The 26,916-nt window shown below is 44.5% G+C and carries 14 protein-coding genes; 8 read left to right on the top strand and 6 right to left on the bottom strand.

The window, feature by feature from the left end; genetic code table 11:
* Positions 1–9: 9 nt before the first annotated feature.
* The 4 genes from E2R65_RS01560 to E2R65_RS01545 form a co-directional block, all read right to left on the bottom strand.
* On the bottom strand, positions 10–1,356 hold the full coding sequence (locus E2R65_RS01560; protein ID WP_134334713.1) for a vanadium-dependent haloperoxidase: 1,347 nt from the start codon (positions 1,354–1,356) through the stop codon (positions 10–12).
* Positions 1,353–4,667, bottom strand: a complete 3,315-nt coding sequence (locus E2R65_RS01555) for a VCBS repeat-containing protein (RefSeq protein ID WP_134334712.1) — start codon at positions 4,665–4,667, stop codon at positions 1,353–1,355. Before E2R65_RS01555 ends, E2R65_RS01560 begins: the two co-directional genes overlap by 4 nt.
* 115 nt (positions 4,668–4,782) lie before the next feature.
* Positions 4,783–6,381, bottom strand: coding sequence for a SusD/RagB family nutrient-binding outer membrane lipoprotein (locus E2R65_RS01550; protein ID WP_134334711.1), 1,599 nt, complete (start codon positions 6,379–6,381; stop codon positions 4,783–4,785).
* Positions 6,382–6,386: 5 nt separating this feature from the next.
* Positions 6,387–9,572 carry a SusC/RagA family TonB-linked outer membrane protein gene (locus E2R65_RS01545; protein WP_204986262.1) on the bottom strand — a complete coding sequence of 1,062 codons (3,186 nt, stop codon included), beginning with the start codon at positions 9,570–9,572 and terminating at the stop codon, positions 6,387–6,389.
* Between the two features lie 561 nt (positions 9,573–10,133).
* Between E2R65_RS01545 and E2R65_RS01540 the strand changes: the two genes are divergently transcribed.
* From E2R65_RS01540 to E2R65_RS01505, 8 genes are all read left to right on the top strand, one after another.
* Entirely contained in the window at positions 10,134–11,573 is a 1,440-nt protein-coding gene (locus E2R65_RS01540; RefSeq protein WP_134334710.1) for an alpha-L-fucosidase, read from the top strand.
* A gap of 26 nt (positions 11,574–11,599) precedes the next feature.
* Positions 11,600–14,287, top strand: a complete 2,688-nt coding sequence (locus E2R65_RS01535; protein ID WP_134334709.1) for a glycoside hydrolase family 2 protein — start codon at positions 11,600–11,602, stop codon at positions 14,285–14,287.
* Between the two features lie 2 nt (positions 14,288–14,289).
* Positions 14,290–16,584 (top strand): family 20 glycosylhydrolase, encoded by a 2,295-nt coding sequence (locus E2R65_RS01530; protein WP_134334708.1) that lies wholly within the window; start codon positions 14,290–14,292, stop codon positions 16,582–16,584.
* Positions 16,585–16,587: 3 nt separating this feature from the next.
* Positions 16,588–18,681, top strand: coding sequence for an alpha-L-fucosidase (locus tag E2R65_RS01525; RefSeq protein WP_229704593.1), 2,094 nt, complete (start codon positions 16,588–16,590; stop codon positions 18,679–18,681).
* Positions 18,682–18,996: 315 nt separating this feature from the next.
* Positions 18,997–21,261 (top strand): GH92 family glycosyl hydrolase, encoded by a 2,265-nt coding sequence (locus E2R65_RS01520; RefSeq protein ID WP_134334707.1) that lies wholly within the window; start codon positions 18,997–18,999, stop codon positions 21,259–21,261.
* Positions 21,262–21,273: 12 nt separating this feature from the next.
* Complete coding sequence (locus E2R65_RS01515; protein WP_134334706.1) at positions 21,274–22,818, top strand: FG-GAP repeat domain-containing protein; 1,545 nt, start codon at positions 21,274–21,276, stop codon at positions 22,816–22,818.
* Positions 22,819–22,962: 144 nt separating this feature from the next.
* Positions 22,963–23,988, top strand: a complete 1,026-nt coding sequence (locus tag E2R65_RS01510; RefSeq protein WP_134334705.1) for an LLM class flavin-dependent oxidoreductase — start codon at positions 22,963–22,965, stop codon at positions 23,986–23,988.
* Positions 23,989–24,035: 47 nt separating this feature from the next.
* Entirely contained in the window at positions 24,036–24,593 is a 558-nt protein-coding gene (locus E2R65_RS01505) for a lipocalin family protein (protein ID WP_134334704.1), read from the top strand.
* A 24-nt stretch (positions 24,594–24,617) separates the two neighbouring features.
* Here the strand turns inward: E2R65_RS01505 and E2R65_RS01500 are convergent, their stop codons facing one another.
* Positions 24,618–26,111, bottom strand: coding sequence for a TPM domain-containing protein (locus E2R65_RS01500; RefSeq protein ID WP_134334703.1), 1,494 nt, complete (start codon positions 26,109–26,111; stop codon positions 24,618–24,620).
* A gap of 84 nt (positions 26,112–26,195) precedes the next feature.
* Positions 26,196–26,876 carry a MarR family winged helix-turn-helix transcriptional regulator gene (locus E2R65_RS01495; RefSeq protein WP_134334702.1) on the bottom strand — a complete coding sequence of 227 codons (681 nt, stop codon included), beginning with the start codon at positions 26,874–26,876 and terminating at the stop codon, positions 26,196–26,198.
* Positions 26,877–26,916: the final 40 nt, after the last annotated feature.

Below are 26,916 nucleotides of genomic sequence, written 5' to 3'. Positions count from 1 at the left end.
AAGGGGTGTTTATTTTTTATAGAGTGGGGCAATGCCTGCCTTTTTTATTTTTTTTAATATGCCGGCGGCAACCTGTTTGCCCTGTATGTTTCCATTTTCGATGCTTTGCATGTAGTGGATGCCACCGTAAAAACGCGACATGGATGCTTCTGCCGCGGCTTCCCTGAAAGATTTAAAATCGCGCTGGCTGCTGCCGAAGGGGATCTCGGTATTGTCTGTATAAGCAAAATGATCACCCAAAAGGTAGGTTAGCAATTCGGCAGATGCGTTGGATACAACGGCGTGGCCGCTGGTATATTCCGGGAATGGCGGGGTTTGTAGTATAGGCTGCCATTTTATATCTATGTATTTGTTGATGAAAGTTTCGGGCCGGATGCGGTTACTGGTGAATTTTTCTTCCCAGCAGCTGATAAAGGCATCCATCAGGGTAACGCCCTCTAAAGTAATTACTGTAACCGTTTCATCAAAACCAAGGTTAGCCTGTTTGGCAACCAGGCCCGCAATGTGCATCCAATGGCCACCCGGACTGATCTTTTTATAACCGATAGCCATATGGCCGGACGTAGTGACTGCAAAAGGGTTGCAATCCCAAAAAAGCGCCTGGTTGATCTGCTCGGGCGTTAATTTTTTTGAAGCCTGGTAAACATCTTTTACCTGCTTATAAAATGCCGATGTGGTATCCTTACTAAAAGGTATCAGCGTGCCCGGCTTATATTGCGTGGCCGAATCTATCACCAGCGTGCGGATGGTTTTCCAGTTAGGTTCTACCGCTTCCATGTACATGGGCGGGGTAGGGTACCATTTACCCTCATCTTTTAGCGGTGTGTACCGCCTAAGCGCACTTAACTGGCTATAATGATCCTGCTTTGAAAACAAAACGATGGCTGCCGATGCATCTTCTGCAACTTTTACCGAGCTATTGATAACATTTTGATCTACCCCCGTTTTTTGTAATAACTGGATGAAAGCGTCCTCATCATCCTTTAGCATAAAGCCTGATGGCAGCAACAGTTTGGCCGTTTCCAGGATGCTGTAATAGGCCGCTATTTTATAGTCGTATTTGGTTTTAGCCGCCGCAATTGTACCGGGCTTATAACTTTTAATAAAGCTGTTTAAGGCAGGCACTTTTTTATTATTTGCTGCAACTACATCATATGCGCCAAGCATGCAGTAGGCATAATAGCGGGCGGCCACAGGCGGGCTTACCACATCGTGCACCATCACCATAGTTACGGCATTAACCGCATGGTCGGGCTGCAGATAATCGGGGTACGAGGCCTTTTTGGGTGTTTGTGCCATGCCATAACGGCAAGCGATCACCAAAAATATGATCAGCAGTTTTTTCGGGATGCTCATTCTTTGTAAAATTTTAAAGGCCCGGTGGCTGTGCCTATCAGTAAATAAGTTGCCTTGTTTATTTGTACCTCTAAAGCAGATTTTACATCACCCGTAACAGATAAGCCGGATGCGGATTGATCTACGTAGGTAAAACCACCTTTGCCGTCGCCTTTTAGCAGGCAGCCGTAATTGGCATCCATGCTGCCAATTTTAAGGCGGTTATCTGCATGGTTACCTAATAGCAGCAGGTCTGTTTTACCATCATGGTCAAAATCATTCGTCAATATCTGGCTAACCGGGGCAAACTGTGCCTCTACAGGGAGTATAGATGCTGTGAACTTTCCGTTTTGGTTAATAAAAAGTGTTGTGCGGGTTTCGTTTACACTCAGTTTAGTGGCTGTAGCCAGTTCCTGCGGCGTAAAAACTTCTGTAATGGAAGCATCGGCATAAGCTTTGTACGATGAAAACCTGCGGCGCATCGGATAGATCTGTTCATTCAGTTCATCTCGGCTTACAAATGGGTAGTTTTTACCCTGGGTGTAAAAATTAAAAAAGGGGTCGATAGAGCCATTGTTATCAAAATCGGCAAAATACATTTCTGCCGGTTCTTTTTCAGATGCACGCAGTTGGGTATTCTGGCCCAGGTTACCCGCTATCAGGTCGGGTTTGCCATCGCCATTCACATCTGCAAAAGCTATTTTAAACCAAAAACCCTTTGGCTGGGTGCTAAAGTAATCGGCGGTTTTATCAGTAAAGCCTTCTTTGGTATTTATCCATACGGTTATTGGCATAAATTCACCGCACAGCACCAGGTCTTTACGGCCATCATTGTTCAGGTCTATCCATTGGGCATCGGTAACCATCCCCGCCTTGCCGAAAGGTACCGGCGCAATGCTGAACACGCCTTTGCCATTATTTACCAGCAGGTAGCTTTCCGGCGTAACGGGGTATCTGCCCGGTATCACCCTGCCGCCTACAAACAGGTCCAGGTCGCCATCGCCATCAAAGTCGCATGGCTTTATGCATGCTTTGCTGTTGGCGTTCAGCACCGGCAAATTAGCGGGAGAGAGCACAAAACGACCGTTACCCTCATTCAGGTAAAGTTCATCCTGCAGCACGGCCGTATTAGGCTCATAATCTGCATAGCCGCCTTTTGCAATGTACAGATCGGGCTTACCATCGCCGTTGGCATCAAAAAATACTGCGGCAGCAACTGTACCGGCATTTTCTGTTTTACCACGGATGATGTTTTGTGTTTGATACTTGCCGCCCTGCTGCTGCAGATATATTTTGCCCGGGCTATCTTTATCGTCGCTTACAAAAAGGTCTTCCAGGCCATCCCCGTTAACATCGGCTTTGGTAATTACCGGCGCCGTGCGCGAGTACATCAACAGCATTAACAGCTGGCGCTTAAAATCGTTAACCGTAATTTCTTCCGTTTTATGGTCTATAAAAGGTTCAGCACTTTCAAAAACCGGGTTTACCGGCTTTGCCGCCAAACTAAACAGTTTTTGCTGTGGCTTATATTTTATATTGAGCAGTTGGTTGGCTTTAATGTTGGTAAGGAGCTGGGCCGATTGATCGGGCCAGATCACACGTACAGAATCAACTTCCCTGGCATCGCCCAAACCAAAATTTAAGGTGAGCGGCGCGCATGAAAGGTACCCGCGGTTAGGGTTAACTTCCTGATATTGCTTATTAGCTGCGGTATAAACATACACTTTGGCACCAACGGCATTGGTGTTTTTACCGGCCCCGTTTAGTTTTAGGGCAAGGTATGATGCGCGCTTATTATCACGGCCGGTATTTTGGTAAATAAATGCCGGTTGATTAATATTGTTCACCACCAGGTCTAGGTCGCCATCATTATCCAGATCCGCATAAACTGCACTGTTGGAAATACTTTGCTGATCTAAACCCCATTCCGCCTGTTTTTGGGTAAAGGTTAAATTGTGGTTATTGCTAAAGGCATAATTGGGCAAAGCAGTTGATGGCATGGCTGCAATCAAATCCATCAGCAGGAAAGGTTCGCCGGCCATGGCTTTTTTTATTTTATAATCGCCCCAGTAGCGTAAAAAATCTTTATTGGTATAATCGCGCAGGTAACCGTTGCTTATAAAAATGTCTTTGTAGCCGTCGTTGTCCAGGTCGGCAATAAGGGGGCACCAGCTCCAGTCGGTATCAGCTAAACCGGCCAGCTGTGCTATCTCGCTAAAGGTACCGTCGCCGTTATTCAGTTGCAGCATATTGCGCATATACTGGTTATACAGGCCCTGGCTTTGCATCAGCGCAAACGATTCGTAGTTTTCCTGCAGCTGTAACGATTTTTGCCTGTGGTTATCCTCGGGCATCATATCCAGCGTCAGGATATCGGGCAGGCCGTCATTATTAAAATCGGCGATATCCGTACCCATCGAAAATTGCGACATATGCCTGAGCATTTCTTTAGAACGCTCGGCAAATTTGCCGTTATGGGTATTTATGTATATATAATCGGGTTCGTTATAATCGTTGGTAACATATATATCGGGCCATCCATCCTGGTTAATATCTGCAACGGCAATACCCAGCCCAAAAGTTAAGGGGTTTTGGATGATGCCCGCTTCGGCAGATACATCGGTAAAGTGGCCGTTATCGTTGCGGTATAATTTATTGCTGGCCAGCTGGTCGGTTTCGCTTTTGTAGCGGGCCAGTTCCATATTGTCAATTTTTTTGATGTTATGGTTTAGCAGGAACATATCCAGGTCGCCATCATTATCATAATCAAAAAAGGCGGCTTGTGTGCTGTAACCGGGGTCGGCAAGGCCGTAAGCTTTTGCTTCTTCGGTAAATTTATTATTCCCTTTATTTATGAACAGCTGGTTGCTGCGTGTTTCGTTATCCGTTTTGCCCGAGTAGCATACGTAGATATCAAGCAGGCCGTCGCCGTTTACATCGGCCATGGTAACGCCGGTTTTCCAGCTATCGGGGCGTCCTTCCATCAATGGGGAGGCCTCTTTTGTAATGTCTTTAAATTTTAAGCCACCCAGGTTAAGGTAAAGCTTGTTGGGTTTCATGTTCGCGGTGAACATCAGGTCGGGCAGGCCGTCGTTATTAATGTCGCCGGTGGCAACGCCGCCGCCATTGTAAAAATATTCGTAAGATAACACGTTGAGCGATTCCTTCTCTACAATATCATTACTGAATTTTATATCGGTTTGGGCAGCCGGCAGCAATTTAAACAGGGGTTGTTGTGCGATAGATAGGGCCGGGGCAAAAAAAGCTTCGGCAATGCATATAGCTACAGCTTTGCAGGCTGTTTTTAAAAAGTATCTATCAAATAGTTGCATAAGTTTTTTTGATACTTACGAATAAATAATCAGGAGGAGTATAAAGATAATGTATTAGCATAAAACAACAATAAAAAAGGAGACCGAAGCCTCCTTTTTTATTGAGTAGGTGATATTATTTATCCCACCATACACGGGTAGCAAAATCATCTGCACCCTGGCGTGATACGGCAGCGGCATAATTAGCAGCGTTGGTTGATGGTAAGCCAAGTGGGTATGGGATCCTTCTTGGGATAGAACCATTTATAAACTGACCAATGTATTTAACAGGTGTTAAAACAGGGTAGCCAGATCTTCTCCAGTTAGCCCATGATTCATTAAAGTTAAATGTTGTTGATGTTACCACAAAGTACTCCATATTGATCTGCTGTAATGCAGTTGCGGTTGTTGCAGACAAAGGATGTGCAGCTACATATGCTGTAACGCTTGATTGCGGAATGGCAGCATCTGTACTAAATTGTGTAAGAGACTGCATATCGGCAGCAAGTGCATTAGCATAATGCGTTGCAGCAGAACCAGTGTTCCAGCCTCTTGCAGCGGCTTCAGCTAACAAAAGTTCGCACTCGCCATAAGTGTACAGCATGTTAATGCGGCTACGATCGTCATAAACTGTAACACGCGGGCGTGAGTATTTGCCATCCGGTGCAGCAGCATCGGCTGTTACAGCAGGATCTGCCGGTGAAGTGCCCGGGTAGTTAGGTGCCTTTGAAATGTCAGTAGCACCGCCTAACTGGTCATAACCGTTTGGCATACCAATTTGCAAGCTGGCAGTGTTAATGCCTGCCACAGGGTTTTCATTAGCAGCTTTACCGGTTCCTGCAGAGATCTCGGCAACGGCAGGGATACGCGGATCAGCACTTGATTGCATATAGCTGATCAAAACATTTGACCATCTTACTTCCCTGAAATCGTCTTTTACTAATAAGGCAGCAACATCACTGTTACCATTACCGTTAGCGTTATCGGCTTTTACCTTTACGTTGTCGGCAATGCTTGCCATGGTACCGGCTGCAAAAGCTTTTTCGGCATATTTTTGAGCCATTGCGGGGTCAGCCTTTGTTAAACGCATCGCTACTTTCAGCATCAGGCTATATCCTAATTTTTTCCACTGGCTGATATCACCACTGTAAAAAAGATCAGATGACGGTTTGTCTTTAGATACATCTAAAGCAGCTGTTGCCACGTCAAGATCATTAAGCATAGCCGAATAAATGCTTTGCTGCGGATCGAAAACAGGATTTAAGATCCCTGCTTTCGCCTGGCCTGCCTGCGAATAAGGAACATCGCCGTAAGCATCTGTTATACGCTGTATAATTAACACGCGTAAGATGGTGCCGCAGTTATCCAGGTTAGTATAGCTGGCGTTACCTTTTATCAGGCTTTTCATTTCATCAATTAAGGTAGATGAGCCGTAGCTGGTATTCCAGGTGCGCTCAAAATAACCGCGGCCACTACCTGCATAAACGTATTTATCACCGTTACCATAATAATCGTAGGTAGAGGCTAATGATTGCGGCCACATACTTTGAAAAAGTAACTGATCGTAACCAGAGTTTGAGAACTTTATCTGGGCCTGGGCCATTAAAAAATTAGGGTTAAGGCCACCCGCGCTAACTTTGGTAGGGTCGGTATTGATTGCATCAAAGTTTTTAGTACAACCTGCTATAAAGGTAGCACCTGCAATAAGGCAACTATATAAGAGTTGTTTTTTCATCTTTGTTATTTTTTAAATTTAAAGTTCACGTTTAATCCATAAGTACGCACGGCTGGTACGCTTGTACCTTCAATACCTGCGTAATTGATTCCCGGCGCAAAGTTTGATTCAGGGTCAATATTGTCGCTGCGTTTCATAATAGTCCATAAGTTACGTGCTACTAAAGAAACAGTGATTGAATTGATTGGTGAATTGGTGAAATATGATTTTGGAATGCTGTAACCTAATGTAACTTGGCGCAATTTAATAAAGCTACCATCTAATACGTTAAGTGAAGAGATGTTACGAGCTAAACTCTGGTAGTAGTTTTGTGCAGGTACATTTATAGTATTAGGCTGGCCCGCTTCGTTAACACCGGCACCAACAACCCCAGTTTCACGACCAGCAAGCGTCATTTGGTTTAAACCACGGAAGATACTGTAGTAATTAGTTGCTGACAATACTTTGTTACCGTAGCGATAATCGATGAGGAAGCTAAAGTTGAAATTCTTGTAAGTAACATCATTATTAAAACCACCATAATACTTAGGAATAACACTACCTGATGCTACACGAGGGCCTGCTTTTGCATTACCTTGTGCATCATAAATAATTTGACCCTGAGCGTTACGCAAGTAATCGTTTGCCATGATTTGTGGGCCTGCCATGCCAATTACGAATGCAGTTGTTGCATTCATTGGGCGGTAAGTACCTAAACCTATGTTACCACTAACCGCATCTGTAGCTAATACCTTGTTATTAACATATGTGAAGTTGAAAGATGAAGTCCAGTTAAATGCACCTGTTCTTACCGGCGAACCATGTAGTTCAACCTCGATACCTTTGTTTTGTACAGAGGCTGTTGCTACGTACGCATTGGTAAATCCGCTGGAGATATCGATAGAGCTGTTGATGATCTCATCCTTAGATTTTCTTTGGAAGTAAGCAACGTCAAACCCGAAGCGATCATTGAAAAACTTCATGGTTGTACCTACCTCTAATTCACGCAGGGTATATGGTTTCAACAATACGTTGGCTAATTGCCCGCCAAAACCGGCAGCACTTACTCCGTTTATAGAGTTGTTTACAGTATAGGTAACCTGGTTGTTAAATGGTGCAGCGCCATTGCTGGTACCTGCATAAGATACACGCAGTTTTCCAAAATCTAAACCGCTGATAGGTGCAAGGTCAGAGAATATAAAGCTGGCAGATACTGACGGCGTAAAGATACCGCGGCCGACAGCCTGTGAGATACTGCTGTAAGTATCATAACGGCCGCTGGTGTTTAAAACCAGGAAGTTTTTAATCGCAAAATCAGCGGTATAATAAGCTGAATTTACCTGTAAATTAGCTGGTTGTACGTTAGTAGCGTTTCTGGTTAAACCGTTAGAAATATCGTAAAAGTATGGTGCGATCAAATTATTTGCTTCGATTTGTGTACCGCTGAAAGTACTTTTACGGATGTTACCGCCGACAGACAGATCAAGATTTAAGAAGTCTTTAACAATATCATGTTTAGCACCTAATAAAACATCTGCGTTAAACTCACCAATTTGGGTAGTTTGGGTAACCACTTTACCATTACTTCCAACCGGATAGTATGCTGTACCCGTTGGTTCTACTATAAAACGGTTATCATGGATCTTGTCATATCCAATACGGCCTTGTGCGTAAGCCCATGGCGTAATGCTGTATTTTGCCGAGATCGAAGAGATCAAACGCTCTCTTGAAGTGTTTGTCATGAAATTATAGGCGGCAAAATATGGGTTGGTTACATAAATGTCATTAGTAAAGCTTTGCTCTTTACCGCTGCCATCTGCTTTAGTACCAGGTGCTAAGATGCTTTGAGCTTCGTTAGGCGCCAGGAATTGTACGTTGTTAGGGTTGCCCGGGCCATCACTTAAGCCTGAACGGTTTTTAGCGTTATCTAAAACGTAGTTAGCCGTAAGGTTGATATCCAGGTTTTTGATAACAGTTTGTGTACCGTTAAAGTTAAAGGTTTTTCTGTTTAACCCGCTGTTTGGTGTAACGGCATGGTTGTTCAGATCTGATAACGATAAACGGAACGAACCTGTTTCATTACCACCTGTTAATGAAACGGTGTTGGTGAAAGTGTTACCTGTTTTGTAAAACTTGGTGTAATCATCGCTGGTTTTTGAGTAGGCGTAGCTTTTGCCGTCAAATTGTATAACCTGCGAACCATCCAATTTTGCACCCCATGCTAAATTTCCTGAATTTAAAGCATCTGTAACAGTTGTTGGTTTGTTACCATTTATACCCTGGCCGTAAGTGCTTTGGAAATTGGTATTATCCATAACCTGATCTGCCTGGTAGTTGGTATTGTATTCAACACCAAAGCCCGAGTTTTTCTTACCTGATTTAGTTGTGATCAAAATAACACCGCCAACTGCACGTGTACCGTAAAGCGCCGATGCAGACTGGCCTTTAAGTACAGTCATTGTTTCGATATCATCCGGGTTAATGTTACTGATACCATCACCGTAATCAGCACCACCCCATTCGCCTGATTGGCCTCTTTGGGTGTTATCCATTGGTACGCCGTTGATAACAAATAACGGGCCTTGTGTAGTGCTTGTACTGGTAACACCACGTAATAAGATACGTGCTGATGAACCAGGGCCACCATTGGTACCGCTAACACTTAAGCCAGCCACGCGGCCTTGTAATGAGTAAGCTACGTTGGTTTCTTTGGCAGTGTTTAAAGCATCGCCTTTTACAGTTGTAACCGAGTAGCCTAATTTCTTTTCATCTTTTTTAATACCCAAGGCAGTTACAACAACCTCGTTTAAGCCTTTGCTTGATGGGGTCATTCTAACGGTAATGCTGGTTTTACCGGCAACGGCAACTTCTTGCCTTTCGTAACCGATAAACGAGAATACCAAAACGGCATTATCCGGCGCGTTAACGGTAAATGTACCGTTAGGGCTGGTTACTGTACCTGTATTAGTGCCTTTTATACTAACAGAAACGCCGGGAAGCGGTGCGCCTGTTTCATCAACTACTTTACCGGTAATTACCGCCTGGTTAGTTAATTTATTTTTATTGATTGATACGTTATTATGCGGATATGCTGCGGCTACTGATTGTATGCCTACCGCTAATGATAAAACAAGAGACAATTTTACTGTCAATCCAGACTTTGGAAATCTGTATCTGTCTCTTACACCCATAGGATGTTTAAAATCTTCCATACTGTTATTAATTAAGTGAGTTAATTAAGATACGTTAATTAAATACCAATTTCCTGTTAAGGAATAGGGTATAATTTAGAATAGTTTGTTTTTTTGAGAAGAACTAATTTGGTATTGTTCTTAAATGGGAGTGTAAAGCTTTTTTAATCCATAGGCATTCTAATCAATTAAAGGTTTAATAAATAGTAGTTTCATTAATTATATTACTTAAGCAGTAATTGGTTTGTATAAAATCTCTTGTTTGGCAAATAATTTAAATCAGGCTTTAAGGCTTCCTTGTTGAATTTAACAAGATTTAAATGTTTGGCGGCCAATTATATCGCAATGTAATAATAATGTTAATAAAAATAAAAAATTGTATTAACTTTTAAAAATAAATGTTTGAAAATAAAAAGATTTTAAAATATTTTAAATAGTTATTGGTAAAAAGCATTAAAATTGCTTTTCCTATGTTTTAACAGAAGCTATTGCACTTTAACTGTTCCTGTTGAATGAATTAATATACATTATTTAAAGCAACTAAGCTTAAAACGGCCTATTTTTAAACTATATTATAGATACATGAAAAAACTGTACATCCTTACCCTGAATTTATTGTGTGTAGCGGCTTGTTATGCGCAAGAACACAATATGTCTGCAAATTATGTAGCCCCTACAGATGAATTAGTAAAAACGAAGCTTCAAAACTGGCAAAAATTAAAATTTGGCCTGTTTATGCACTGGGGAACTTATAGCGAGTGGGGCGTGGTAGAAAGCTGGAGCATTTGCCCCGAGGATGAAGGCTGGACACAGCGCAAAGGCCCCTACGGTGCAGATTACAATACTTATGTAAAAGCGTATGAAAATTTGCAAACTACTTTTAACCCCGTAAAGTTCGACCCGGATAAGTGGGTAAAGGCTGCAAAAGATGCGGGAATGAAATATGTGGTATTTACTACCAAGCATCATGATGGGTTTAGCATGTTTGATACCAAGCAAACAGATTATAAAATTACCGACCCCAAAACGCCATTCTCATCAAACCCTAAGGCCAACGTTACCAAAGAGATTTTTAAGGCTTTTTCTAAAGAGAATTTTATGATAGGGGCTTATTTCTCTAAACCGGATTGGCACTCTAAAAATTACTGGTGGCCGTATTTCCCGCCGAAAGACAGGAATGTAAATTACGACCCTGCCAAACACCCCGACCAATGGCAGAAGTTTAAAGATTTTACCTATAACCAGATAGGGGAGTTAATGACCGATTATGGCAAGGTAGATATATTATGGATGGATGGTGGCTGGGTACGCCCTAAAAGCACTATCGATACTACGGTAGACTGGCAAAAGGCCATTACCTTTAACCAGGATATAGATATGCCGCGTATTGCCGAAATGGCCCGCAAAAAGCAACCCGGTTTAATTATGGTAGACCGCACCGTTGCCGGCCCGTATGAAAACTATACCACGCCCGAGCAGCAGGTGCCTGATAAACCGTTAGATCATCCCTGGGAAAGCTGTATCACCATGGGTAATTCCTGGAGTTATGTGCCGGGCGATAAGTACAAATCGGCAAATGAGATTGTAACCTTATTAATTAAGATCGTATCGCGTGGGGGTAACCTGCTCATGAATATCGGCCCCGGTCCTGATGGCGACTGGGACCCGGTAGCTTACAGCCGCCTGCAGCAAATTGGCAGCTGGATAAAAGTGAACGGCGAAGGCATCTACAACTCTACATCTGTAGCCCCTTACTCAGAAGATAACATCTATTATACAAAAGCAGATAAGGGCAATACTATTTATGCGTTTGTAACTTCGGCTAAAGACCAGGTAACCCTGCCTGCAAGTATCACTTTGCACCTGCAGGATATTAATAAGGTAAAAAATGTAGTTTTATTAGGCTCTGGCAAAAAAGTAAAATGGAAAGCTGATAAAGGCACTGTTAACATCACCATACCTGCCGCCCTGCAAACCGGTAGTGGTTTAACGCAGGCCGCTGTTTTTAAAGTTCAATACTAATTTTTTCATACTATTATATTATTAAAATGCCCCAGCAATTTTTGTACACATCAGTAAAGCCTAAAATAGTATTTGCACTTGCCGTATTACTGGCTTTAAACAGCTTTAATAATAAAGCTAAAGCCCAAAGCAGTTACGAATTAAATACAGGATGGAAATGCGCGGCAATAGCCGATGTAAAGGAAGACGGCTTAAAACTTTCTGATGCATCCTATAATAGTACTGCATGGATGCCGGCAACAGTGCCCGGTACGGTACTAACCACATTGTTAAACAATAAAAAGGTGCCCGATCCATTTTATGGGATGAACAACGAGAAGATCGCCGATATTTATAAAACAGGGGCCAAGCACTATACCTACTGGTTTGTTAAAGATTTTAAGGAGGCACCGGCTGCAAACGGCGGCCAGGTTTACCTGAATTTTAGGGGGGTTAATTATAGCTGTGATGTATTCCTGAATGGCCATAAATTAAATAAATCTGCACAAAAAGGCATGTTTTTAAGGTTTTCTTACAACATCACTTCTTACCTCAACAAAACAGGTAATAATAAACTGGCGGTGATCGTATATCCTCCGGATGTTTTGGGTAATGCCAACGGTGGCCAGGGCGGCGATGGTACTATTGCCCGCAATGTAGGGCTGCAATATACCGCAGGCTGGGACTGGATCCAGCCCGTACGCGACCGTAATACCGGGATCTGGGATAAGGTTACCATTCAAAAAACAGGGGCGGTACGTATAACAGATACGCATGTAATTACTGTAGTGCCCGGTACCAGGTTGCCCGAAGGGCCGCAAAAGCCTGCCATCATCCAAATGGAAACCGAAGTGAACAACCCTACCGCAGCAAGTGTAACCGGTGTGGTAAGTTATGATATTGCGGGTGCAACGGTATCTAAAAGTGTTACCTTAAAGCCATATGCTACAACCACGGTAAAACTGGCTGATCATGCGCTGCAAAACCCGAAGTTGTGGTGGCCAAACGGCTATGGCCCGCAAAATTTATACGATGTAAAAGTTAAGTTTACCATTGCCGGCAAGCAGCTGTCAGACCATAAAGTATTAAAAGTGGGCGTGCGCGAAATACAGAGCAGTTGGAACGAGCATACCGGCAGCAGGCAAATTGCGGTAAACGGCCAAAAGATATTTATAAAAGGTGGTAACTGGATCCTGTCTGACGCGATGCTGCGCCTTTCTGACCTGCGTTATGATGCCGAGGTGCGTTTTCATAGGGATATGAACCTTAACCTGATCAGGATCTGGGGTGGTGCGATGGTAGAACGCCCGGAATTTTATGATGCCTGCGACAGGTACGGGATGCTGGTTTTTCAGGACCTGTGGGGATCCGGTGATTGTAACGGCCGTTGGGTAGACCCAATGAAATTGGACGACCAGTGGACCCGCCGCAAATATCCGGATGACCATGGCTTGTTTCTGCGCTCGGCCGAAGATCAGATAAAAATGGTACGTAACCATGCATCGCTGGCTATCTGGTGCGGAGGTAACGAGATCACACCGCCCGAGGATATCCTCATCGCATTAAAAGAAGATATCTTCCCGAGGCTGGATAATACCCGCTGGTTTGTAGATTACTCTAACTCCGAAGAAATGTCTAACAATGTTTTGGGTGGTAACGGCGACGGCCCTTACGGTATTCAGCCGCTATCTGTTTTCTGGAACTTTAAAACTTACCCGTTCAATTCAGAAGTAGGTTCGGTTGGTGTAAGCGATTATGAATCTTTAAAAAGGTTTATCCCTGCAAAAAACATGGTGGCGCCCGACTATGATGAAAATACCCGCAAAAGCAAAGTCGACAGCGTTTGGGATTATCATAAATACATTGGGTATGATACCAGCGTTGCCAAATATGGCAAGATAAAAGGCGCCGAAGATTTTGCCAGAAAGGCCCAACTGGTTAATTACGACCAATACCGCGGCCTGGCCGAAGGTTTTACATCGCACATGTGGGATTGGTACACCGGTTTCATCATCTGGAAAACCCAAAACCCATGGACCGCCATGCGCGGCCAGATGTATGATTATTACCTGGACCCTAACGCCTGCCTTTATGGCCTGCATAACGGGGGCGAGGCCCTGCACGTAATGTATAACCCAATTAACGGGATGGTATCGCTCGCCAACAACACCTTTAAGCCAAGCCGCAGCATGATGCTGGTGATAAAGGCCTATGATATGGCCGGTAAAGAAAAGCTGATAACCCAGGTGTTTTGCGATATCGTACCCACGTCAACTAAAAAGATCTTGTCGGTTAAAAATGTGATGGATGAGATGGCTGCCAAAGAGGGCGCTTTTCTGTCGTTACAGCTGTTAGATACCGATAAAAAGGTACTGTCTGACAATTTGTACTGGATAGCAGATAGCAAAGGCGAGTACTCGGGCTTAGAAAAAATGAAGGATGATGCCCTGACTGCTCAAGCCCGGTACATCAAGCCCGGAAAAATCGAGGTTACTTTAACCAATAAACCCAACAGTGTTGTATCATTCTTTAACAGGATATCCTTAGTGGATGCCGGCACTAAGGAAAGGATCTTACCTGCATTTTACGATAACAATTATATATCTGTGCTACCCGGCGAGCAGAAAAAGGTGATCATAGAATACCCTGCAGCCGGCCTTAAAAACCTGGCTGTAGATATCGACGGATGGAATACAGCAAAAAGTAACTCACAGCTATTAAAGATCAAAAACTAACGATGCGTTTATCTCATTTAAAAAGGCTATTTGTACTATCGGCTGCCTGTCTCTTCGGGCTGCAAAACGCAGGCGCACAGGATGTACGGTACCCGATCATCCCGTACCCAACATCGCTTACGCCTGCTGCCGGATCATTTAAAATTACCGCGGCCACACGCATAGCCGATGCAAGCGGAAAGTTTACGAACGAGGCATTACAGTTAAACCAGCTGATTAAACAGGGCCTGGGCGTAGCATTAAAACAGGGGAATACGTCTGCTGTAATAGCGTTAAAATACGATGCATCCATCGCAGCCGAAGAGGGTTATAAACTAACTATTACACCAAAACAATTAATAATTGCTGCCAAAACACCAACAGGGGCCTATCGCGCGGTAGAAACCATCAGGCAGTTATTGCCTGCAGGTATAGAGGGAAACGGTACGCGGTTAAAACAGTTAACCCTGCCTGCAGTAACTATTAACGACCAGCCGGCTTATGCCTGGCGGGGGATGCATTTGGATGTATCACGCCACTTCTTCTCTATCAGCTACCTGCGCAAGTTTATTGATGTGATGGCGCTTTACAAGATGAATAAATTTCACCTGCATTTAACTGATGACCAGGGCTGGCGTATAGAGATCAAAAAGTACCCTAAATTAACTTCAGAAGGTGCCTGGCGTACGTTTAATAACCAGGATTCGGCCTGTATGAAAAAGGCTAAGGACAACCCCGATTTTATCATCGATCCGAAGCATATTGTAAAAAGGAACGGTAAAACCATGTATGGCGGCTTTTACACGCAGCAGCAGTTGAAAGACCTGGTGGCCTATGCCGCTACAAAATATATAGATATTATCCCCGAGATTGATATGCCCGGCCACATGATGGCGGCCATCAATTCGTACCCATTTCTTACCTGCAACGGCGAAAATAAGTTTGGTGAATTATTTTCTAAACCTATATGCCCGGCTAACGAAAGCACCTACGAGTTTGCCGAAAATGTATTTACAGAGGTTATGGACATCTTCCCTTCAAAATACATCCACATTGGCGGCGATGAAGTTGACCGTACGGACTGGGAGAGATCTGCCGCGGTGAAAGACTTTATGAAACAGCATGAAATTAAGGATATGGCCGCCTTACACAGCTATTTCATCAACCGGATGGAGAAATTCTTTAATTCAAAGGGCCGTAAACTGATAGGATGGGATGAGGTGATAGAAGGCGGGATAAGCCCTACCGCTATTATCATGTACTGGCGCGGCTGGGTGCCCGATGCACCGGTTAAGGCAGCTAAGAACGGCAATACGGTTATCATGACGCCCGGCAACCCGCTGTATTTTGATTACCAGCCAGACCAGTACGCTATAGATAAAGTTTATCACTTTAACCCAATACCCGCCAAGCTGAACGCGCAGGAAGCCAAAGCCATTATTGGTGCGCAGGCAAACATCTGGTCGGAGATGATCCCGTCAGAGAACCGGGCTGATTACATGTTTATGCCCAGGATGACCGCCCTGGCAGAAAGGTTATGGACAAGCAACCCCGACGACTATAATTCGTACCTAAAACGCCTTAATTCGCACTACAAACGCCTTGATAAGTTAAAAATTCGTTACCGCCTGCCCGATCTGCCGAATATGGTAACCGAAAGTGTTTTTATCGATCGGGATACCCTAAGCATTAAAAAACCGATGGCCGAAATGCAGATTCGTTACACCACGGATGGCAGCTTGCCGATGGCCACATCCAAACCATTGGGCCAGGGGCTGGTCATCACCAAACCGCAAACTATCAAAGTGGCGGCTTTTACACCAATCGGCTCCCGCGGCGATATTTACACGCTTAACTACAAAAAACAAGCGTACGCACCGGCATTAAAAGTAGCTAATGCTGCCCCCGGTTTAGCTGCTGTATATTACAAAGCGTTTTTTAAACAAAGCAGCCTGATAAGCAAGGCAAAGGCCGATAGCATATTTACAACCAGTGCCATCGCAGTGCCTGCATCTGTAAATGCACCATCTTTTGCCATTACTTACCGCGGATATATTGATGTACCGGCTACCGGCATCTATACTTTTTACCTGAACTGCGATGACGGCGGAATAGTAAAAATAGCCGACCGCATGGTGGTTGATAATGATGGTAACCACGCCCCGATAGAAAAGAACGGGCAGGTAGCTTTAAGCAAAGGACTGCAGCCCTTCGCGCTTGATTTTATTGAAGGCGGCGGCGGTTATACATTAAAGCTTAGGTACAGCATTAATGGCAGTGAACCGGCAGAGGTGCCTGCAGCCTGGTTTAAACATTAACAGATGATGAGAAAGTATTTTATAGCAATTGCCTTTGCCGCCGCCGCTTTGAATGGGATGGCACAAACAGCACTTAAGCCTTATGGCGTGCTGCCCAGCCAGCGCCAGCTAAACTGGCAGGAAACCGATATGTACTGTATTGTGCATTTCAGCATGGCTACTTATACCGATAAAGAGTGGGGCTTTGGAGATGAAAACCCGGATATATTTAACCCTAAAAGCTTTAGCGCTATGCAAATTGTGGCAGCTGCTAAGGCCGGCGGCTTTAAAGGAATTGTGGTAGTGGCCAAGCACCACGATGGGTTTTGCCTTTGGCCAACCAAAACTACCGGTCATAATATCAGCAAAAGTCCTTATAAAAAGGGGAAGGGGGATATTGTGAAAGAATACCAGCTGGCCTGCCAGAAACTGGGCATGAAAATGGCGGTTTACTGCTCGCCCTGGGACAGGAACAACGCCCTTTACGGTAAGCCGGAGTATGTTACAAAAGTTTACCGCCAGCAGCTGAAAGAATTGTACAGCAACTACGGGCCGGTGTTTATGTCCTGGCATGACGGCGCCAACGGTGGTGATGGTTACTATGGCGGCACACGCGAAGTGCGCAAGATTGACCGGTCTACCTATTACGGCTGGCCTGTTACCTGGGCCATTACCCGCAAAATGCAGCCGGGCGCAGCTATATTTGGCGATGTTGGCCCTGATGTGCGCTGGGTAGGTAACGAAGAAGGCCACGCAGGCGAAACCTACTGGGCAACCTATACACCACACGCACCCGAAGAAGGCAAAATGCCTGCCAATGGTTTTGTAAAAGATTATGAAGGCACCGAAGGTACCCGTAACGGCAAATTCTGGATGCCTGCCGAATGCGATGTGCCGTTAAGAAGAGGGTGGTTCTACCATCAGTCGCAGGATGGGCAAACAAGATCAGCCTATAACCTCGTAGATCTTTATTATAAAAGCGTAGGCCGCGGCGCTTGTTTAGACCTGGGCCTGTCGCCAGATAAAGATGGTTTAATAACCACAGAGGATGTAAACATTCTGAAACAGTTTGGCGGCATCTTAAAACAAACCTTTGCCGTTAACCTGGCAAAAGGTGCAACGTTCAAAGCATCTAACATCCGTGGCAATAACAGCGCCAGGTACGGCACCGCATTTTTAACAGATAACAGCCGCTATACTTACTGGGCTACCAATGATGCCGTAACCAAACCTACTTTAGAGGCCGACCTGCATTCGGCCAAAACATTCAACGTGATCCGCCTGCGCGAAAATATTAAGCTGGGCCAGCGTTTAGAAGGCGCCGCCTTTGATGCCTGGATAGATGGTGCCTGGAAAGAGGTTGCCGAAGTGCCAAGCGTTGGCGCAAACAGGTTAGTGCGTTTGCCTTATAATATCACCACAAGCAAAGTAAGGGTAAGAATTACCAAATCGCCGGTGGCAGTTGCCATAAGCGATTTTGGCTTATTTAAAGAACCGGTACATTTGGTGGCGCCGGTAATTAAAAGGAATAAGGCAGGAGAGGTGGAACTAACCACCGAAGCACCGGTTGGCAGCATCCGTTATACTACGGATGGTACACAGCCAACATCTGCTTCACCGGCCTACACCAACCCATTTATGCTGGCAGATGGCGGCGAAGTAAAAGCAATAAGCCTGGACGGAAGCAACAAGGCAAGCGAGGTAAGTACACAAAGCTTTGGCCTGGTTAAAAGTAAATGGAGCATCATCAGCCAAACCGGCGATGATGCCAAAAAGGCAATAGATGACGATGCCGGCACCTTTGCCTATAAAACAAACTCGTCAGAATTTGTGGTGGACCTGGGTACTACGCAAACCATTAAAGCGTTTACCTATCTGCCCCGGCAGGATAAACAAACCAATGGACTGATAAGCGGCTACAGCTGGGCGGTAAGCAATGACGGCACTACCTGGCAAACTGTTGCCGAAGGCGAATTTTCTAATATCAGATCAAACCCGGTAGAGCAATTGATACCGCTTAAAACTGCCGTTAAGGCAAAATATTTTAAGCTAACGGCTATAAAGCTAATTAGCGGTACTGGCATCAGCGCGGCAGAGGTTGGGGCACAAGTAAAATAATATGACATCAGGCCCTTACGCCTTGGTTTCTCTTTTGAGTAGGATAGCCTATTATTGTATGAGGAAACTATTGACAGTTTAAATCCCTCTTTGGGGAGGGGCGCGTTGGTCTGTGTAGTAGCAGGGAGGGGTTTACAGGTGAGCTTAGTCGCCTAAACCCCTCCCTGCACCCTCCCGCAGGGAGGAAATCGCACAGCCCGGTACTTTATCCTAATTCTGTTTAATGATGAGCTGTACCTCAAAAGATGTAATATGAAAAGTTTTTACAATTATAAAATGATAAATATTCGTTAATACGATACCAAATTATATTCCATGAAGCAAAAATTCAGGTTACTTATACCATTCGTTTTAATAGCCTCGGCGGCTTTTGCACAAAAGGCAAAAAAAGCGCAGGCAGGCAGTACAGATCTTACCCAGTATGTAGACCAGCTGATAGGCACCGGTTTCCACGGGCATGTGTTTGTGGGGGCTAATGTGCCCTTTGGTGCGGTACAAATGGGGCCAACCCAGCTGTCAAAGGGCTGGGACTGGTGCTCGGGCTATCATATTTCCGATTCTACCATTATCGGCTTTCAGCATACGCATTTAAGCGGTACCGGCATTGGCGATCTGGGTGATGTATCGTTTATGCCTACCACCGGTGCCATTAATGTAAATAAAGGTGATATTAAAAACCCGCAGGCCGGTTACTTTTCGCTTTTTAGCCGGCAGGACGAGGTGATAAAACCCGGCTATTACAGCGTAAAACTAAAAAAGTATAACATCAAGGTGCAGCTAACGGCATCTAAAAGGGTGGGCTTTCACCAGTACACCTTCCCCCAGGCTCAACAGGCTAATATTATGATAGACCTGGCCGAGGGCATAGCAGATATCCCGGTTAAAACCTATATTAAACAGGTTAACAGCACCACTATCGAAGGGTACCGTTATTCCAGAGGATGGGCCCGCGATCAAAAGATCTATTTTACGGCTGTATTTTCTAAACCCATCAGCAAATTTGCGGTTTACGATAGTACCGCCCTGCAAAAAGGGGTATCGCTTACCGGCCAAAAGGTAAAAGGTGTGCTATCCTTCGCCAGCAAACCCGGCGAAAAGGTATTGGTAAAAGTGGGCATTTCGCCGGTGAGCACTACAAATGCCTTATTAAATATCAATGCCGAGATCCCCGGCTGGGATTTTGATAAAGTTGCAGCTAACGCACACAACGAGTGGAACCGAGAATTGCATAAGCTTACCATTAAAGCAGATTCTACCGCGCAGTTAAAAAAGTTTTATACGGCTATGTATCATACCATGATAGCGCCATCTATTTTTAATGATGTAAACGGCGATTATATGGGTGCAGATAAGCAGGTGCACAAAAAAGCGGCATTCAATAATTTAACCACCTTTTCTTTGTGGGATACCTACCGCTCGGCTAACCCCTTATATACCATTATGCAGCCCGGGCGTGTGCCGGATATGATCAACACCATGTTGGCTATTTATAAAGAGCAGGGCAAATTGCCCGTATGGCACTTAATGGCAAACGAAACCAACACTATGGTGGGTAACAGCGCTGTTGCCGTGGTGGCAGATGCTTACCTAAAGGGTTTTAAGGGTTTTGATGCCAACCTGGCTTACGAGGCGGTTAAAACCACCCAGATGCAGGATGTGCGCGGCCTTAAGTTTGTAAAACAACTGGGCTATATACCTGCGGATAGCACACGGGAGAACGTAGCAATGGGCCTGGAGTATTCCATTAACGACTGGTGTGTGGCACAGATGGCTAAAAAAATGGGTAAAACGGCAGACTACCAATATTTTAGCAAGCGTGCTAAAAATTATCAGAATTATTTTGATAAGCAAACCCACTTTATGCGCGGTAAGGTATCGGCTACAGAATGGCGGACACCTTTTAACCCGTTCGAATCGCGCCACGAGCAGGATGACTTTACCGAGGGCAATGCCTGGCAGTACACCTGGCTGGTGCCGCATGATGTAGAGGGCTTAATTGCCCTGCAGGGCGGCGAGCAACCCTTTACTAAAAAGCTCGATTCGTTATTTGTGGTTCAGGGCGATCTGGGTAAGGAACATTCACCGGATATCTCCGGCTTGATAGGCCAGTATGCGCATGGTAACGAACCGAGCCATCACATCGCTTATCTGTACGCTTACGTAGGCCAGCCGTGGAAAACCGCCGACAAGGTGCGTTTTATAATGGATAACTTTTATACTACCAGGCCCGATGGTATCATTGGTAACGAAGATGTGGGCCAGATGTCGGCCTGGTATGTGCTATCTTCACTTGGCTTTTACCCGGTAAACCCGGCAAACGGTATGTATGTTTTTGGTAGCCCGCATATAAACGAGGCCACTATTAACTTACCCGCAGGCAAAAAATTCCATATAGTGGTTAAAAACAACAGCAGCGCTCATAAATACATTGCAGGTATCACCTTAAACGGTAAACCTTATATATTAAATTATTTGCCTCATAGCAGCGTAGCCGCCGGCGGCGAAATGGTAATTACCATGGCCGGCAAGCCAACTGCATTTGGTACATCGGTAGCAAGCAGGCCAAAATCTGTCAATTAATTAAGCATCGGGATGCAAGTGAAGATCAAATTGAAAAAATTAACACTTGCATCCCTATTTATAGTTGTTGCCTTAATTGGCTTTAATTCTTTTACTGTTCAAAAAAGTATTAAGATCAAAGACGACGGAAAGGCGCTTTTTACAACTTACTGTGCCATTTGCCATATGCTGCCTAACCCGGGAAGCTTAACAAAAACCATCTGGAAAATGCATGTATTGCCGGTAATGGCAAGCAGAATGGGCATCATATTTCCTAATTACGACCCTTTAGCAGGTTTATCAGCTGATGAGCGTGAAATAGTTAAACGCAATGGTATCATCCCTGATCAGCCTTTGCTATCAGATAAACAATGGAACCTGTTACAAAACTATATCATAAAAAATGCGCCGGATTCTGTTGCAACAGATACTAAACGCTTAACCAGGAATGGTAAACTAACCCAGTTTGAAAGGATGGATGTGCAGGTTGATGAACAGTTACCATCATTAATAACAGGTTTAAAGTACGATAGCCGTTCAAAAAAATTATGGATAGGAAACTACAATAACAGGGTTTTAACCTGGCAGCCGCATATTGGCGTTATTGATGTTATACCAACCAAAAGCCCTGTTGTTAATTTTAGTTTTTATAAGAATGAAACTTACTTTACCCAAATAGGAAAGTTGTACCCAACAGAACTAAGCACAGGCGCGATAACAAAAAGCGATGCTGCAAATGTTGTTGCATCTCTGCACAGGCCAGTAAACACCGTTATAGATGATTTGAATAACGATGGCGTGCCCGAGATGGTGGTATGCGAATTTGGTAATAAGACAGGGGCCTTATCGCTCTTTAAAAAAGCAACTGGCTTAAAATACAAAAAGGATGTGCTGCTTCGGCAGGCAGGGGCCATTAAGTGTTATGTGCAGGATATGAACGGCGATGGTAAAAAAGACATCATTGCCATGTTTTCGCAGGGGGATGAGAGTGTTTACATATTTTATCAAACAGAAAACCTAAAGTTTAAAGGCAAACAGGTTTTACGTTTTCCGCCTAACTATGGTACTACAGATATGGTACTGACCGATTATAACCACGATGGGCTGACCGATATAATAACCGTGCATGGCGATAATGCAGACTACTCTGATATTTTAAAACCCTACCACGGCATAAGGTTAAATATAAACCAGGGAAACGGTACTTACGTTCAAAAATTTTTCTATCCCATATATGGTGTAACAAGGGTGTTGGCCGAAGACTTTGACCAGGACGGGGACATCGACCTGGCGGCAAGTTCCTTTTTTCCGGATATGGGTGCACTGGTAGACGAGTCTTTCGTTTATTTAGAAAACACCAATAGTGCTCAATATACTTTTAAGCCTTTTAACCTTAAAGGCGGTATCCCGCTAAAAAGCCTGACCCTTGAAAAAGCAGATATAGACGGCGATGGTGATATGGATATAATAGCCGGTAATTTTACGCAAAGCCCCGAAGCCGTACCGCCCGAACTGGATAAGAAGTGGAAATCTGCACCCTACGGCTTAACCATCTATCTAAATACATTAAAAAAATAGCTTTGCCTTTAATAGGTTACGACAAGTTTACTGGTAAGACAATCTTGTCTGCCAAAAGTAAATGTTTAAACATCTTTTTTGTTTTAAGATAGATAAATCGGTTAAAATGCAGAACTTTGGTTAACACCAAACGGAAAATTAATAATGGAAATAGGCGTAGACAGCTTTGCTTCGGCAATGTATGGTACCAATAATGCCCTGAGCAGCGTGGATGCTATGGCACAATTGCTGGATAGGATTGAATTTGCCGACAAGGCAGGGCTGGATGTATTCGGGATAGGCGAGCATCATAAAAAAGAGTTTTTAGATTCGGCGCCGCATGTTATCCTGGCCGCTGCCGCTGCTAAAACTACCCGCATCCGTTTAACCAGTGCAGTTACCGTTTTAAGCGCTGCCGACCCGGTTAGGGCATACCAAAACTTTGCCACGCTTGATCTGGTTTCTAAAGGCCGGGCAGAGATGGTGGTGGGCCGCGGCTCGTCTATTGAAGCTTACCCGCTGTTTGGGTTTGATTTAAATGATTACGATGCGCTGTTTAAAGAGAAGCTCGATCTGCTGCTAACCATCAGGGATAATGAATTTGTAACCTGGAGTGGTAAATTCAGGGCGCCTTTATCTAACCAGCCGGTTTACCCGCGTTCGTTGCAAAAAAAATTACCGGTTTGGTTGGGCGTAGGCGGCACGCCCGAGTCGTTCGCCAGGGCAGGTGCTTTAGGTTTACCATTGATGGTTGCCATTATAGGCGGCGAAACGCATCGTTTTCGCCCGTTGATAGATCTTTACCGCGAGGCAGGCAAAAGGGCCGGTTTTGCACCCGAAGAGTTAAAAGTAGGTTTACATTCGCCCGGTTATGTAGCTGCAACTGATGAACAGGCTGTGGCAGATTATTACCCCGGTTATGCCGAACTATGGACAAAACTGGGGCGGGAGCGGGGCTGGCCACCGGTAACCAGGCCACAGTTCGATTCGCTGATTGCCCCGAAGGGCGTACTGGTAGTTGGCGGGCCGCAGCAGGTTGCCGAAAAGCTGTTAAGGCATAGCGAAGCATTAGGTGGGGTAGACCGGTTTACCTTCCAGATGGATAATGCCGGCTTAACGCACACTCAGCTAATGAGTTCTATAGAATTGATAGGCACCAAAGTGATGCCGACGCTTAAAAAAGCTTTGTAAAAGCCTGTAACGGCAAACCATGCGGCTGTAATTGCTGTTGATAAAGTATGAATAACCATTATAAACTATCCCGCCTGCAATTGGCTCTGGCAGTTGGTGCGGGTGTAGCAATTACTGCTATCGCCTTAAATTCATGCGTATCTATCCCAAAAGGTGCAAATGCCGTAAGCCCTTTTGATAAAACCCGGTATTTGGGAAAGTGGTACGAGCTTGCCCGCTTTGATTTTAAATTTGAAAAAGGGCTGGATAACGTTACCGCCAGCTATTTTGCTAAACAAGACGGTACCATAGAGGTGGTTAACCGCGGGCGCGATTACAAAAGCGGCAAATGGAAGGAAAGCGTTGGCAAAGCAAAATTTGTAAAAGATGATACCACCGGCAGGCTAAAGGTATCTTTCTTTGGGCCATTCTATGCGGGTTATAATGTGGTTGCTATCGATCGGGATTACCAGTATGCATTGGTGGCAGGTAACAACCTCGATTATCTGTGGATCCTTTCCAGAACAACAAGTATCCCCGATAATATTAAACGCGCCTACCTGGCAAAAGCCCGGTCTATCGGTTACAACACCAATAAGCTCATCTGGACGAAGCACGGCAGGTAAAATGGTTTACAAGATGACCGGCAATTACCATTTGCCGCCGGCGCCGCCGCCACCGCTGCTGCCGCCTCCCCAGCTACTGCTACCGGAAGAAGAACTGCTGCTACCGCCGGAGGTTGATGATCCTGCACTTTTGGTACGCATAGGCAATACTACCATTTTTATAAGTTCTTCGTACTGGCAATTTTCGCACCGGCGTATTTCCTTACCCGATCCTTCTTTGGTATAAGTGGCTGCAGATATTGTAATTGTTTTAGGTTTGCAAAAGGTTTTGAATTTGCAGCGCGGGCATTCATCAAAACTGCCAAATGCGCTCCCTTCGTTGGTTATCAACTTGGTTTCTTTACCGTCGGCGCTCACCCAGATATCATACATATAGGCACCTGCATTTTCTTCGGCAAGCTGCCCTGCAGAAATATAGGGCTTCCCTTCCCTGTTTTCATCACGGTTTATCCTGGCCATGGGTTGCCCTTTAGTATCAGTTAGTGGTTTAAAACGCTTCATGATGCTTTTTCGGCGGATAACTTCTATCAGTACCGCTATCAGCATTAAAGGCGATACGATGGTGTATAACCAGGCAACCCGGTTAAACCTTTGTACGGCGTCACTCAGGTTCTCATCATCTTTATAAAACCCCCGGATATCACTTAATACGCTGTAATATCTAAAAAGCACAAGTATTGCAACTATACTATACAATATATAGGGTATAGCACCTGCGGAAATTGTTTTAACCCAATCAAGCCCTGCAATAAAAATGATGATAAATGCGAGGCCAAACAGGATAATAAAAATAGCGACGCATCCAACAGTGGTTACTTTATCATAGCTATTAGCTTTTACTTTTGTTTTTTTGGCGCCTTTGGGCTTCATGTATTTTTTGCTGGTTTGAAACACAGCTGCGCCGGCAAAAATAATAAGCGCACAGATCCCGATAATTTCCGCGCCCGATTCTGAACTGGGTGCCCGTTTATCCAGCAATTGGTTAAGCTCTTTTTTGTTGCTTTTTTGTGCTAAATATTCGGCAATGGTATTTAGCGCATTGGTTATGCCTTCGCCGTAAGCAGCTTGTTTAAATGCAGGCAGCAAAAACTTGTCGCCTATTTTTTGCAAGGTAACATCCGGCAGCAAACCCTCTAAGCCATAGCCGGTTATAAAGCGGTACTCGCGCCGGTCGGTCGCTACAAAAAGCAGTAAACCATTATTGGCGTTGGCCTTGCCTATACCCCATTTGCGAAATAGCTGCAGGGCAAAATCAAACACTTCGGCATGCTCGTCAAAATTGCGTACCACTACAACGGCTATCTGCACTTTGGTTGTATCATCCAACTGTGCAATGGTTTGGTTAAGCAGTTCAACATCTGTAAGGCTTAAAACCTCATCGGGGTTGCTTACATAGCCGTTGCCGTTTATTTTAGGATCGGGTATCTGGCTTAAAGTGTAGTTTTTTTGCGCTAAACAAAATTGCGCCGGCCATAAAAGGATCAGGAAAAAAGGTAGCAGCAGGATATTTTTATTCATTACCACCAGGTTTGGTTGTAGTGGCAACGGTTTAAACAAATCATTTGTTTGCAGGGGGGCAAATCAAAATGCCGCGGTAAGCTATCATTGTGGTTCTTTATGGAATGCCTGCAGGTCGGCCTTGGTCTCTATGGTTTTATTGCGGTGCACGTCATAATGAAAATCTTCCAGCTTTTGAAGCAGGTAGTGCAGCATAAATTTTTCGGATGCAGTTAAATTACCGGTTATCATTTTACCTACATGGCTCATATCTGTAAAAACGTTGTAGAGTAATTCCCTGCCTGTATCTGTAATCGCAATCTGTTTGCCGCGCTTATCTTTTTGGTTATCCCATTGTTTTACCAGGCCGGCAGCGATCAAACGCCTGATCACCTCTGTACCCGATGTTTTTTCCTGCAGATTATAATTGATCAGTTCGCTTTTTGATAAATTATCATGCGTAAGCAAAATAGCAAGGCCGGTAAAGTCTTCGGCAGTTTGCAGCGGGGTACCTTCCAATGCTTTTTTGATGTATGATTTGGCGTAACGACTCATGTAAATAAACAGCCTGCCTATACTGTTATCCAACTGATAGGCAATATCATGCGAAGGGGTTTCCTGCCCGCCGAAGCGGGTGTCGTTTGCAGCGTTGGCATCTGTGGTTTGGGTTATCTGTGTAAGCAGGTAACCGGCAAAATCGTTCAGCGATAGTTCATTCTCATTTTTCTCTTCCTCAAGTTTTTCAACAAGGCTTATTAACTGATGGATGAGCTGGTATGATTTCATGATCTGTAAGGCTTAATGCTTGTGCCGCTGTTCTTCAAAA

This window comes from Mucilaginibacter phyllosphaerae, from assembly GCF_004378255.1.
GTDB classification, from domain to species: Bacteria; Bacteroidota; Bacteroidia; order Sphingobacteriales; family Sphingobacteriaceae; genus Mucilaginibacter; species Mucilaginibacter phyllosphaerae.
This window is presented reverse-complemented; position numbering and strand designations above follow the sequence as displayed.

Excerpts from the sequence above, each read along its gene's own strand:
- E2R65_RS01560 (WP_134334713.1), bottom strand. The coding sequence starts at position 1,356 with ATGAGCATCCCGAAAAAACTGCTGATCATATTTTTGGTGATCGCTTGC.
- E2R65_RS01555 (WP_134334712.1), bottom strand. The coding sequence starts at position 4,667 with ATGCAACTATTTGATAGATACTTTTTAAAAACAGCCTGCAAAGCTGTA.
- E2R65_RS01550 (WP_134334711.1), bottom strand. The coding sequence starts at position 6,381 with ATGAAAAAACAACTCTTATATAGTTGCCTTATTGCAGGTGCTACCTTT.
- E2R65_RS01545 (WP_204986262.1), bottom strand. The coding sequence starts at position 9,572 with ATGGAAGATTTTAAACATCCTATGGGTGTAAGAGACAGATACAGATTT.
- E2R65_RS01540 (WP_134334710.1), top strand. The coding sequence starts at position 10,134 with ATGAAAAAACTGTACATCCTTACCCTGAATTTATTGTGTGTAGCGGCT.
- E2R65_RS01535 (WP_134334709.1), top strand. The coding sequence starts at position 11,600 with ATGCCCCAGCAATTTTTGTACACATCAGTAAAGCCTAAAATAGTATTT.
- E2R65_RS01530 (WP_134334708.1), top strand. The coding sequence starts at position 14,290 with ATGCGTTTATCTCATTTAAAAAGGCTATTTGTACTATCGGCTGCCTGT.
- E2R65_RS01525 (WP_229704593.1), top strand. The coding sequence starts at position 16,588 with ATGATGAGAAAGTATTTTATAGCAATTGCCTTTGCCGCCGCCGCTTTG.
- E2R65_RS01520 (WP_134334707.1), top strand. The coding sequence starts at position 18,997 with ATGAAGCAAAAATTCAGGTTACTTATACCATTCGTTTTAATAGCCTCG.
- E2R65_RS01515 (WP_134334706.1), top strand. The coding sequence starts at position 21,274 with ATGCAAGTGAAGATCAAATTGAAAAAATTAACACTTGCATCCCTATTT.
- E2R65_RS01510 (WP_134334705.1), top strand. The coding sequence starts at position 22,963 with ATGGAAATAGGCGTAGACAGCTTTGCTTCGGCAATGTATGGTACCAAT.
- E2R65_RS01505 (WP_134334704.1), top strand. The coding sequence starts at position 24,036 with ATGAATAACCATTATAAACTATCCCGCCTGCAATTGGCTCTGGCAGTT.
- E2R65_RS01500 (WP_134334703.1), bottom strand. The coding sequence starts at position 26,111 with ATGAATAAAAATATCCTGCTGCTACCTTTTTTCCTGATCCTTTTATGG.
- E2R65_RS01495 (WP_134334702.1), bottom strand. The coding sequence starts at position 26,876 with ATGAAATCATACCAGCTCATCCATCAGTTAATAAGCCTTGTTGAAAAA.